An 11,763-nucleotide genomic window follows, 5' to 3' on the forward strand; every position below is an offset into this window, starting at 1 on the left:
TCGGCAAGGGTCGGACGGCACCGGGTGTCAGCCCGGATAGATCGGCGACGAACCCTTGGGGACGACCGTCTGCCAGCCCGCGCCGGCGGGCAGCCGTACGATGCCGTCGCCCTCGGAGTGCGCCACCAGCGGCCGGTTCTCCTCGTTCGACGCGGCGACGGCGGTCACCCCGTTGAGCCCCGGCAGCACGCTGGTGGCAGAGGTCGAGCCGTCCGTCTGCAGATAGAGCACCTGCTGTACTCCTCCGGACTCCTTGGCCACCACCACCAGCCGACTGGGGCCGGCCCAGGAGACGGCGGTCACCGTCTCCATCTGGGGAGCCACGGAGAGCAGATCGGCGATGGACACCACGGGATTGTCCTTGGGCCCCCGGCGCTCCACCCTGCCGATCTTCAGGGCCGTCCGGCCGTCCTTCTCCAGCAGCAGCGCGATCCGGGCACCGTCCGCCGACACCCGCAGCGTGTCGATCCGGGCACCGTCGAGCCCCTCGACGATCTCGACCTTCTGGGCCGGGCCCCCGCCGTTCGCCAGCCGCAGCAGCGCCGGGTGCGCGGGGTCCCGGTCGGCGATCCACAGGTCCTGGTTACGGTCCCAGCTCGGCGCCGAGAGACGGGTGGACTCGGTCTTCCCCCGGCTCTGCACCACCGTGGTGGCCGGCTCACCCTCGGAGTCGATCGACGCCACATGGAGCCGGCGCGAGTCCTTGGAGACCGCGGCGGCCCTGCGCTCGTCGCGGGCGACCGCGACCTTGCTCATCGGCACCTGCCCCGTACCGAACGGTCCCGGCACATACGCCGGCGTGTTCTTCGCGTCGTCGGGCAGCACGGCGAGCCGGCTCTTGTCGTGGTCGATGAAGTACTGCTTGCCCGTACCGCCGAGGGCGTGGTCCGGTGCGTACCCCTCCTCAGTGCCGCTGCTGCGCACACAGAGCTGGCTGTTGTCCGACCGCTGGAGCTCCACCTGCTCGACCCGGGTGGCGGACAGGTCCTTCAGGGTGAACAGGATCTGCGCGGCCATCCGGTCGCACTGGGTCTGGCCGACGTTGGACGCCTTGTCATTGAGCGGCACCTTCAACACGTTCCGGTCGTCGAACGTGAGGGATGTGACGCCCTTCCGCAGCGCCGTCCCCTTCGGGAAGGGCGACTCGACCACCGGCTTCAACCAGTTGGTCGGCCCGTCGAGCAACGCCTTGACCGACTGGGTGACGGGGTCCATCCGGGTGATGGGATCCATCCGCTGCCTGATGAAGATCGGGTCGGCCACCACGTGGTTGCGGCCGGCCGCGAAGTAGTACTTGTTCACCGGGCGGTAGTTGCGCTCGAAGTCGGACGCACCGAGGACCAGCCCCTCGGGCAGCTTGTCGATGCGCCATTCCTTGCCGTCCGGGCCGTTCTGTTGGGACAGGTGGATGGTGCTGCGGTAGTCGGTGGGCGTGATCGCCTGGTAGGCGTGCTGGGAGTCGACCCGCGCGATCTGCTTACCGATCAGCAGATAGTCCATGCCAGGATTGTCCGAGTCCCCGCGCGTCGACGCCCCCCGGTCGGGTGCCGCCTCCAGGACCGTCGTACCCGCCTCGGGGCGCCAGGTCTTCGCCGTCTCCGGCGTCAGATAGGTCTTCGCGATGACGAAGTTGGCGTCGTCGCTGGTGATCGCCTCCAGGAAGCCCGCGACGATCTCGCCCGGGTCCGCGCCGGGCCGGGGCTGCACCGCGTACACCCGTACCTGGGAGTCCGCCCGGGGGGACGCCTTGACGGCTCGTACGTCACCGCTGTCGGGCATCGACGCACACCCGGCGAGCAGCACACCGCCGCTCATCAGCAGCGCGCTGAGACGCAGCGCGTCCCGACGGGGTCTACGGCGGGCGTCAGCGTCCACGAGTCGTGTCCTCCCGGTCCGGGGGTGTCGGTACGGCGTCGTCCGGGCGTTCTCCCACGGGGCACGCCACCACGCGGGACCCGCTGCCGGGCAGCGCCGCCGGGTCGACCCCCGGCGCGGTCGCCCGGGGCGGGAGCGGCGAACGGTGCGCCGCCTGCTGCGCGGGGACGGAGGCGAGCAGCCGGCCGTGCGCCTTCGGTTCCACGTCCGTCCGGACGCGGTCCCGGTTCTGCCGCGAGTCCTCGGGCTCCAGCGGTATCGGCGAACCGCGCAGCGGCTCGTCCGCCGTCCGCGGCAGGGTCAGCCGGAACTGCGAACCGCCGCCCGGCTCGCCCCACGCCTGGAGCCAGCCGCCGTGCAACCGGGCGTCCTCGACAGCGATGGACAGACCGAGGCCGGTGCCCCCGGTGGTCCGCGCCCGCGCAGGGTCGGCCCGCCAGAAGCGGTTGAACACCCGGGTCGCCTCCCCCGGCTTCAGACCTACTCCGTAGTCCCGTACGGCGACCGCGACGGCTCCGCCCGCGACCGCCATCCGCACCACGACGTCCCGGCCCTCGCCGTGCTCGACGGCGTTGACGACCAGATTCCGCAGGACGCGCTCCACCCGACGGGCGTCGGCCTCGGCCACAACGGGCTGCTCGTCGCCGATCACCCGTATCCGGGAACCCTTCCGCTCGGCCAACGGTTCCGCACCGCCGATCACTCGCCGGACGACCTCACGGAGGTCTATCGGCTCGGCCTCCAAGGCCGCCGCTCCCGCGTCGAAACGGCTGATCTCCAGCAGATCGGCGAGCAGCGACTCAAACCGGTCGAGTTGGTCCCCGAGCAGCTCGGCCGAGCGCGCCGTGATGGGGTCGAAGTCGACCCGCGCCTCATGGATGACGTCCGCCGCCATCCGCACCGTCGTCAGCGGTGTGCGCAGCTCGTGGGAGACGTCGGAGACGAAGCGGCGCTGCATCCGCGACAGCTCTTCCAACTGCTGGATCTTGAGCTGGAGGTTCTGCGCCATCTTGTTGAAGGCTTCACCGAGTCTGGCGATATCGTCCTCACCGGTGACCTTCATCCGCTCCTGGAGCCGCCCGGCGGAGAGTCGCTCGGCGATGCCCGCGGCCATGCGCACAGGAGTGACGATCTGCCGCACCACCAGCCAGGCGATGGCTCCGAGCAGCACGACCAGGAAGAGCCCGGCCGTGGCGAGCGTGCCCCGCACCAGACCGAGCGACTGCTCCTCCTGCGTCAGCGGGAAGAGGTAGTACAGCTCGTAGGGGTTGCCGTCGATGTCATTGAGGCGCGTGCCGACGACCAGACCGGGCTCCGGCTCGCGCTCGTGGTTCTTGTAGGTGATCCGGATGTACGTCTCATACGTCCCCGCACCCTGCCCGACGGCGGCCCGCAGGTCCTCGGGGATGGAGCTGACATCGACACTGCCCGAGGCCCGGGGGCCACGGTTGGGGACCGCGTCCAGCGAGTCGGCGCTCAGGGCCACCACGTTGAACGCGCCCTGCCCGCCACTGGCGAGCTGCTCCACGAGATCGGACCGCCAGGAACTCGTCGCGGTCTGTCCGTCCGCGCCCGCCCCGTCCTGACCACGGGGGCCGACCGGGGCATTGGCCTGCTCCCGCGCCACGGCGAAGCCACCGGCCGCCTGGCTCTGCGCCGCCTTCGCCTTGGCGTCCAGCAGCCCATTGCGGACCTGCCCGACGACGACGAAGCCGAGCAGCACCACGACGCCGAGTGACATCAGCAGAGTGGTCACCACGATCCGGAGCTGGATGTTCCGCCGCCAGAGCCGCACGGCGGGCAGCAGCGGGCGGCGGACCCAACGCATGACCAACCGAACCATCAGACGTCCGGGCTCACCGCCCCGGCCCGGCCGTCCGCCACGCAGCAGACGACCGAACCGTGTCGGCCCGTGCACCGGACCGGCAGCCCGCCCCGTACGGACTCCCGGCTCCCCGGGCTTCGGAGCAACGCTGCCGAGGGGCATGTCAGCTCGGCCCGGCCTTGTAACCGACACCACGGACGGTCACCACGATCTCCGGGCGCTCAGGGTCCTTCTCGACCTTGGAACGCAGCCGCTGGACGTGCACATTCACCAGCCGCGTGTCCGCGGCGTGCCGATAGCCCCATACCTGCTCCAGCAGGACCTCACGGGTGAAGACCTGCCAGGGCTTGCGCGCGAGTGCGACCAGCAGGTCGAACTCCAAGGGGGTCAGCGCGATGGACTGCCCCTCGCGCTTCACCGAGTGTCCGGCCACGTCAATGACCAGATCCCCGATGGCCAGCTGCTCCGGCGCCGGCTCCTCCGACCTCCTCAGTCGCGCCCGGATTCGGGCGACCAGTTCTTTGGGCTTGAACGGTTTGACGATGTAGTCATCAGCCCCGGACTCCAGGCCGACCACCACATCCACGGTGTCGCTCTTGGCGGTGAGCATGACGATCGGCACGCCCGACTCCGCCCTGATCAGCCTGCACACCTCGATGCCGTCCCGTCCGGGAAGCATGAGGTCCAGCAGAACCAGATCCGGCTTGGACTCACGGAAAGCGGCAAGCGCCTTGTCACCGTCCGCTACGAACGACGGCTCGAAACCTTCACCACGCAGCACAATCCCGAGCATCTCGGCCAGTGCGGTGTCGTCGTCGACGACAAGGACTCGTCCCTTCATAAACGACATCATCCCATTAGCTAATCGTTACCTGGCGTGACCTGGCACACAGCTCTTCGATTCCGGCCCCGGTGACCGGGGCCAACGTGCCCTCCTCGGTGACGATCGCCGTCACCAGCTCGGGCGGTGTGACATCGAAAGCCGGGTTGTACGCCTGCGTCCCCAACGGTGCGACCGCAAGCCCTCCCCCCGTCCCTCCCTCGACCGCTGGCCGCGGCGCGGCCACCTCGGTGACCTCGTGTCCGGCCCGCTGTTCCACCTCGATCGACGCCCCGTCCGGGGTGTCCGGATCGATCGTGGTCGTCGGTGCGACCACGATGAACGGAACATGGTGGTACTTGGCCAGCACGGCGAGCGGATAGCTCCCCACCTTGTTCGCCACGGAACCGTCCGCGGCGATACGGTCGGCGCCTATCAGTACCGCATCAACCTCTCCCGCGGCGAACAGCGACCCCGCGGCGTTGTCCGTGAGCAGCGTGTACGCCATGCCGTTCCGCGCCGCCTCGTAGGCAGTGAGACGGGCCCCTTGCAGCAGCGGTCGCGTCTCGTCCACCCACAGCCGCCGCAGCCGACCGGCACGGTGCGCGCCGAGCGCGACGGCGAAGGCGGTGCCCTCGCCGCCCGACACCAGAGCCCCGGTGTTGCAGTGGGTGAGAATCCGATGGCCACCGCCGGGGAACAGCTCGTCGAGCAGGGCGAGCCCGTGTCCCGCCATCCGCACACTGGCCTCGGCGTCCTGCCGATGTAGCTCCTTCGCGGCCACCAGCGCGGCCCGTGCCGCCACCTCCGGCCCCTGCTCCGCCACCGCCCGGTACGCGGCGACCGCCCGGCGTACTCCGTACCCCAGATTCACCGCGGTGGGTCGCGACCGCTCCAGCAGCGAGGCCGCCTCCTCCACGTCGTAGCCCCGCGCGGCGGCGAGCGCCACACCGTAGGCCCCGGCGATACCCAGCAGGGGTGCGCCCCGCACGGCGAGCGTCCGGATCGCCTGCACCAGCGCGGGCACATCGGTACAGACCAGTTCGACCTCCTCGGCGGGCAGTTTGGTCTGGTCGAGGAGCACCAGAACAGGCCCCTCCGGGGGCTCGTCCCAGCGCAGCGAGGGAATCCCGGGCGACTCGTCGCGGACAGTGTTTCGCGCGTACTGATCAGCCATTCGCCCAGTCTGCCCGCTGAACCACCGACAATGAAGGCGCGGACGGTACACGGGCCCCCGCCCACCAACGGACCACGCGTGACACGATGGCTGCCAGCCGGCCGAACGCACACACGGTCAGGCTCCACGCAGATGTCGGCTCGCCGAGTCGACCCCGCAACCGACCCATGAGGTGGACGACCGTGAACGACACTCCGGGCTGGGCCTCGCCCGGATCCGCTCACTCCGACGGGCAGAACGGCGGCGTGCCCCGCCCCGCGGAGCCCGCCGACGAGACCGGTCCCGCCTCGAAGTGGTCCAGCGAGCAACCCCCCGCCGGGCAGTGGTCCGCACCGTCCGGTCCCCACCATTACGGTGCTCCCACCCCGCCGCCCGGTTGGGGCGGCCGGCCGCCCTACGGTGGCTGGGGCCCGCCGCCCGCCGCCAAACCCGGGGTCATCCCCCTCCGGCCCCTCGGCGTCGGCGAGATCCTCGACGGCGCGGTCTCCACCCTGCGCGCCCACTGGCGCACGGTGTTGGGCATCACCATCACCGTCTCCGTGATCGCACAGATCTTCAACATCCTGGTCGAGCGCTTCCTGCTGCCGGACCCTAAGGAGATCGACCCGGACGCCGATCCGGCCGAAGCCCTGCGGCAGTCCGTCGACTCGTTGCAGTCCAGCATGGTGGCCCTGGCCCCGGCCATGCTCATCACCCTGATCGCCACGCTCTTCACCACGGCACTGCTCACCGTGGTCATCAGCCGGTCCGTGCTGGGCCAGCCGGTGACGCTCAACGACGCCTGGCGGGAGGCCCGCCCCCGACTGCTCCAACTCCTCGGCCTGACACTGCTGCTGCCGCTCATGGCCGCGGCAGTGATGACCGTGGCGATACTGCCCGGTCTGTTGCTGGGCGGAGACGCGGGAGCGGCCCTCGCCATACTCGCCGGCGTCGCCGCCCTCCCCGTCATCGCCTGGCTGATGGTGCGGTTCGCGCTCGCCTCGCCCGCGCTGATGCTGGAGCGGCAGAACATCGTTCCGGCCCTGCGCCGCTCGGCCAAGCTGGTCCAGGGTGCCTGGTGGCGGACGTTCGGCATCCTCCTGCTGACGCTCGTGCTGACCCTGCTCGTCACGATGATCATCGCCGTGCCGTTCAACCTGATCGGCATCGCCGCTGACGGCAACGGGCTCGGTGACCTCCTCCGCGGGAGGACCCCCGACTTCGGCTGGCCCTTCCTGATCATCACGGGCATCGGTTCGGTGATCGCCGCCGCGATCACCTACCCGGTCTCGGCGGGCGTGACCGTCCTCCTCTACATCGACCAGCGCATCCGACGCGAAGCCCTGGACCTCGAACTCGCCCGAGCCGCCGGCCTCCCCGGCTACGGCTCCGAGCCGCCCGGCGACGGCCTCAGGAGCTGATGAGGTGCTCAGCACGGGGGGTGTGCCGCCCACGACGCCACAGGTCCGCGCCGCGGGCGGCGACGTCCCGGTGGACACCCCTCGTGTCCCCGCCCGCGAGGCGGCGGAGCGGGAGCTGTCCAAACCGATGTACCACGAGAACGAGCCGAACCTCCTCCAACGGGCGATCGACCGCTTCTGGGACTGGGTCGGCGATCTCCTCTCCGCCGCGTCCGGCGCCGCACCTGGTGGCCTGCTCGGAATCCTCGTGATCATCCTGGCCGTCATCGGCCTCGCCGCCGCCCTCCGGTGGCGGCTCGGTCCCCCTCGTGCCACCCCCCGCACGACGGACTCCCTCTTCGACGACATCCCCCGCAGCGCGGCCGAACACCGCGCCGCCGCCGACGCGCACGCCACGGCCGGACGCTGGAACCAGGCCGTCCAGGAACGGATGCGCGCCGTCGTCCGCTCCCTGGAGGAACGAGCCATCCTCGACCCGCGCCCCGGCCGCACCGCCGACGAGGCCGCCGCCGAAGGCGCCCGCGCCCTCCCCGACCACAGCTCCGGACTCCACTCCGCAGCACGGCAGTTCGATGACGTCACATATGGGGGCCGCACCGCCGACCAGCGGGCGTATCTGCGACTCCGGGACCTGGACCTCGCGCTGGACCGCGCCAAGCCCCGACTGACGTCGACGTCCCCGGGAGCGGCCGAGTGACCGGCGCCGCCACCCCCACGTCCATGTCCCGCACCGGCTGCCAGGTGTGGACCCGCGCCCGCGGACTGCTGCTGGCGCTCACCATCATCGTCGTGGCAGGAATCGCCATAGCCGCCCTGCGATCCGGCGCCGAGCACGGCCGTCTCGACCCGCGCTCCGCCGACCCCCTGGGCAGCCGCGCCGTCGCCGAACTCCTCACGAGCCAGGGCGTCTCCTCTCGCGTCGTCACCACTCTCGACCAGGCCACCACCGCCGCCGGACCCGACACCACCCTGCTCGTCGCCAACCCCGACCTGCTGACCGAGACCCAGCAGCGGACCCTCCGCGCCGCGGCGGACTCCTCGAGCGGCCGCACGATCCTCGTCTCGGCCGGTACCGCCTCCGTCGGCACCCTCGCACCGGGCGTCCAGGCGGAGCGCAGCACCTCCGTATCCGCCCGCACCCCCCAGTGCTCCCTGCCCGCGGCCAACAGAGCCGGCGACGCGGAGCTCGGCGGCGACCGATACTCCGTCAACACACCTGGCGCGCAGACCTGTTACCCGAGCGACGGCCTGCCCACCTTGGTCAGGACCGGAGCACCCGGAAACGGCGACACCATCCTGCTCGGCGCACCCGACATCCTCTACAACCAGCGCTTGGACAAGCACGGCAACGCGTCGCTCGCCCTGCAACTCCTCGGCTCCCGACCGCATCTGGTCTGGTACCTCCCCTCACTCTCGGACGGCTCCGCCGCCCCGGACAGCGCGGACGGCGACACTCGGTCCACATTTCTCGAACTGATCCCTTCCGGTTGGCTCTGGGGCACCCTGCAACTCACCGTCGCCGCCGCCCTGGCGGCCGTCTGGCGCGCACGCCGACTCGGCCCCCTCGTCACCGAACGGCTCCCCGTGACCGTCCGCGCCTCCGAGTCCACCGAGGGGCGCGCCCGCCTCTACCACAAGGCGAACGCCCGCGACCGCGCCGCCGACGCACTCCGCTCGGCAACCCGCATCCGGCTGGCCCGCCTCCTCCGGGTCGCCCCTACACACGCGCACTCCCCGGACACCCTGCTCCCCGCCATCGCCGCCCGCATCACCACCGACGACCGGGATCTCGCCGCCCTCCTCTTCGGCCCGGCGCCCGCCGACGACACCGCACTCGTCCATCTGACAGATCAACTCGACGCCCTCGAAAGAGAGGTACGCACCGCATGAGCGCCGCGACCCCCGAGACAGCCGAGAACTCGGACCGTGCCCGCGCCTCCTTGGAGGCCCTGCGCACCGAGATCGCCAAGGCCGTCGTCGGCCAGGATTCCGCTGTCACCGGACTCGTCGTGGCCCTGCTCTGCCGCGGCCACGTCCTCCTCGAAGGCGTGCCGGGAGTCGCCAAGACCCTCCTGGTCCGCACTCTCGCGGCGTCTCTCGAACTCGATACGAAGCGCATCCAGTTCACCCCCGACCTGATGCCCAGCGATGTCACCGGCTCACTCGTCTACGACACCCGCACCGCCGAGTTCTCCTTCCAGCCCGGGCCGGTCTTCACCAATCTGCTGCTCGCCGACGAAATCAACCGCACGCCCCCCAAAACCCAGTCCTCACTCCTGGAAGCGATGGAGGAACGCCAAGTCACGGTCGACGGCACACCTCGCCGACTCCCCGACCCGTTCCTCGTCGTGGCGACCCAGAATCCCGTCGAGTACGAGGGCACCTACCCTCTCCCCGAAGCGCAACTGGACCGCTTCCTCCTCAAGCTGACGGTCCCGCTGCCGTCCCGGGAGGACGAGATCAGCGTCCTGACCCGTCATGCCGAGGGCTTCAACCCACGCGACCTCCAGGCCGCCGGCGTACGTCCCGTGGCCGGTAGCGCCGACCTGGACGCCGCCCGTGACGCCGTCGCGAAGACGTCGGTGGATGCCGAGATCACCGGCTATGTCGTCGATATCTGTCGTGCCACGCGTGAATCCCCCTCACTCGCCCTCGGTGTGTCCCCCCGAGGCGCAACCGCTCTGCTCGCCACCGCACGCGCATGGGCCTGGCTCACCGGCCGTGACTATGTGATCCCCGACGATGTGAAGGCACTGGCCCTGCCCACCCTTCGCCATCGGATCCAGCTCCGGCCCGAGGCGGAGATGGAGGGAGTCACCGCCGACTCCGTCATCACCGCGATCCTCGGCCACGTCCCCGTCCCCCGCTGAGGCGGCACCATGGCCCTCACCGGACGAGCCGCGCTCATCGCCGCTCTCGGCTCTCTCCCCGTCGGCATCCTCGCCCCGAGCTGGACGGGGATGCTCGCTGTCAACGCGCCTCTCTCACTAGCAATCTTGTGCGACTACGCCCTGGCCGCGCCAGTGCGATCGCTCCGATTCACCCGAAGTGGTGATACATCAGTTCGACTGGGTGACCGGGCTGACGTATATCTCACCGTCACCAACCCCTCCACCCGCGTCTTGCGCGCCCGGCTGCGTGACGCCTGGCCGCCCAGCGGCTGGATCTCCGGCACCGAGCAGGCCGCGTCCCGGCACACCCTGAACGTCCCAGCCAGTGAACGCCGTCGGGTCACCACCTCCCTGCGCCCCACTCGCCGCGGCGACCGCCACGCTGAGCACATCACCGTCCGCTCGTTCGGGCCACTGGGCCTGGCCGCCCGCCAGGGCAACCACAAGGTCCCCTGGACGGTCCGGGTGCTCCCCCCGTTCACCAGTCGCAAGCACCTGCCCTCGCGACTGGCCCGCCTACGGGAGCTGGACGGCCGAACCAGCGTCGTCATGCGAGGCCAGGGAACCGAGTTCGACAGCCTCCGGGACTACGTCCCCGGCGATGACACCCGCTCCATCGACTGGCGCGCCACCGCTAGGCGGCACACCGTCGCCGTACGCACCTGGCGCCCCGAGCGTGACCGGCACATCCTCGTCGTCCTGGACACCGGCCGCACCTCAGCCGGCCGGATCGGGGACGTTCCCCGCCTCGACGCCTCCATGGACGCGGCACTCCTGCTCACCGCCCTTGCCTCCCGGGCGGGCGACCGGGTGGACCTTCTCGCGTACGACCGTCGCGTTCGCGCCCAGGTCCAGGGTCGCTCGGCCGGCGAACTCCTGCCCGCCATGGTGAACGCCCTTGCCCCACTGGAGCCCGAGCTCGTCGAGACCGACGCGCGGGGCCTGAGCGCCGCCGTCCTCAGCAGCGCCCCGCGCCGTTCGCTGGTCGTGCTGTTCACGAGTCTCGACGCAGCGGCGATCGAGGAGGGGCTTCTCCCCGTGCTCCCCCAGCTCACACAGCGGCACACGGTGATCGTCGCCTCGGTCGCCGATCCGAGCATTCAGGAAATGGCCACTGCACGGGGCGATGTCGAGACCGTGTACCGGGCCGCTGCCGCCACACGGACCCAGGCAGAGCGCCGACGCACCACCGAACAATTGCGGCGTCACGGTGTCACCGTTGTGGACGCGCCTCCCGAAAGCCTCGCACCGGCCCTCGCCGATACCTATCTCGCTCTGAAAGCCGCTGGCCGGCTCTAGGAGTACCGGTCGCCACTGAGAAGGCTCCCGAATTCAACCGCCCCCGGATATGCGAAAGGGGCCCCGCGCCCACCCGGCACACGACCCCACCCCAACAAACACCCACCACCCCGCACGCCCGCGCCCGTGCCCGTAAAGAGGGCACAACGCAAAAATGCCTCAGTCTTCCCAGACCATAAAAGGTCCGGGAAGACTGAGGCTAAAAATTGTTCGGCGGCGTCCTACTCTCCCACAGGGTCCCCCCTGCAGTACCATCGGCGCTGAAAGGCTTAGCTTCCGGGTTCGAAATGTAACCGGGCGTTTCCCTAACGCTATAACCACCGAAACACTATGAAACTATATCAACCAGCAATAAAGGGGTTGTTCATGGTTTCAGAACCAACACAGTGGACGCGAGCAACTGAGGACAAGCCCTCGGCCTATTAGTACCAGTCACCTCCAGCGGTTACCCGCCTTCCAGATCTGGCCTATCAACC

9 protein-coding genes and 1 rRNA gene are annotated in these 11,763 nt (G+C 70.2%); 5 read left to right on the top strand and 5 right to left on the bottom strand.

All coding sequences use genetic code 11. The annotated features are described in order from the left end of the window. Positions 1-27: 27 nt before the first annotated feature. Genes ACH4S7_RS06815 through mtnA form a run of 4 tightly spaced genes read right to left on the bottom strand, consistent with a single transcriptional unit; the run spans position 28 to position 5,697 of the window. On the bottom strand, positions 28-1,875 hold the full coding sequence (locus ACH4S7_RS06815; RefSeq protein ID WP_398519963.1) for an LpqB family beta-propeller domain-containing protein: 1,848 nt from the start codon (positions 1,873-1,875) through the stop codon (positions 28-30). Continuing rightward, the gene (gene mtrB / locus ACH4S7_RS06820) at positions 1,865-3,862 is read right to left on the bottom strand and encodes an MtrAB system histidine kinase MtrB (protein WP_398519964.1); all 1,998 of its coding nucleotides are present in this window, start codon (positions 3,860-3,862) and stop codon (positions 1,865-1,867) included. Before mtrB ends, ACH4S7_RS06815 begins: the two co-directional genes overlap by 11 nt. Before the next feature lies 1 nt (position 3,863). Then, the gene (gene mtrA, locus ACH4S7_RS06825; RefSeq protein ID WP_016438163.1) at positions 3,864-4,553 is read right to left on the bottom strand and encodes a two-component system response regulator MtrA; all 690 of its coding nucleotides are present in this window, start codon (positions 4,551-4,553) and stop codon (positions 3,864-3,866) included. 4 nt (positions 4,554-4,557) lie between these two features. Next, positions 4,558-5,697 (bottom strand): S-methyl-5-thioribose-1-phosphate isomerase, encoded by a 1,140-nt coding sequence (mtnA, locus tag ACH4S7_RS06830; protein WP_398519965.1) that lies wholly within the window; start codon positions 5,695-5,697, stop codon positions 4,558-4,560. Between the two features lie 182 nt (positions 5,698-5,879). Here mtnA and ACH4S7_RS06835 point away from each other — a divergent pair, with 182 nt between their 5' ends. From ACH4S7_RS06835 to ACH4S7_RS06855, 5 genes are read left to right on the top strand one after another with little or no spacing between them, the layout of a single operon-like run. Continuing rightward, positions 5,880-7,097, top strand: a complete 1,218-nt coding sequence (locus ACH4S7_RS06835; protein WP_398519966.1) for a glycerophosphoryl diester phosphodiesterase membrane domain-containing protein — start codon at positions 5,880-5,882, stop codon at positions 7,095-7,097. Between the two features lie 4 nt (positions 7,098-7,101). Then, entirely contained in the window at positions 7,102-7,794 is a 693-nt protein-coding gene (locus ACH4S7_RS06840) for a DUF4129 domain-containing protein (protein ID WP_398519967.1), read from the top strand. Next, positions 7,791-8,987, top strand: coding sequence for a DUF4350 domain-containing protein (locus ACH4S7_RS06845; RefSeq protein WP_398519968.1), 1,197 nt, complete (start codon positions 7,791-7,793; stop codon positions 8,985-8,987). Before ACH4S7_RS06840 ends, ACH4S7_RS06845 begins: the two co-directional genes overlap by 4 nt. Beyond that, positions 8,984-9,967 (top strand): AAA family ATPase, encoded by a 984-nt coding sequence (locus ACH4S7_RS06850; protein ID WP_398519969.1) that lies wholly within the window; start codon positions 8,984-8,986, stop codon positions 9,965-9,967. Before ACH4S7_RS06845 ends, ACH4S7_RS06850 begins: the two co-directional genes overlap by 4 nt. Before the next feature lie 9 nt (positions 9,968-9,976). Then, entirely contained in the window at positions 9,977-11,287 is a 1,311-nt protein-coding gene (locus ACH4S7_RS06855) for a DUF58 domain-containing protein (protein ID WP_398519970.1), read from the top strand. Between the two features lie 208 nt (positions 11,288-11,495). Here ACH4S7_RS06855 and rrf read toward each other — a convergent pair. Beyond that, positions 11,496-11,612: ribosomal RNA gene (rrf, locus tag ACH4S7_RS06860) — 5S ribosomal RNA — on the bottom strand. Positions 11,613-11,763: the final 151 nt, after the last annotated feature.

It is taken from the genome of Streptomyces sp. NPDC020965, assembly GCF_044333555.1.
GTDB lineage: Bacteria > Actinomycetota > Actinomycetes > Streptomycetales > Streptomycetaceae > Streptomyces.

Excerpts from the sequence above, each read along its gene's own strand:
- mtrB (WP_398519964.1), bottom strand. The coding sequence starts at position 3,862 with ATGCCCCTCGGCAGCGTTGCTCCGAAGCCCGGGGAGCCGGGAGTCCGT.
- mtrA (WP_016438163.1), bottom strand. The coding sequence starts at position 4,553 with ATGATGTCGTTTATGAAGGGACGAGTCCTTGTCGTCGACGACGACACC.
- mtnA (WP_398519965.1), bottom strand. The coding sequence starts at position 5,697 with ATGGCTGATCAGTACGCGCGAAACACTGTCCGCGACGAGTCGCCCGGG.
- ACH4S7_RS06850 (WP_398519969.1), top strand. The coding sequence starts at position 8,984 with ATGAGCGCCGCGACCCCCGAGACAGCCGAGAACTCGGACCGTGCCCGC.
- ACH4S7_RS06855 (WP_398519970.1), top strand. The coding sequence starts at position 9,977 with ATGGCCCTCACCGGACGAGCCGCGCTCATCGCCGCTCTCGGCTCTCTC.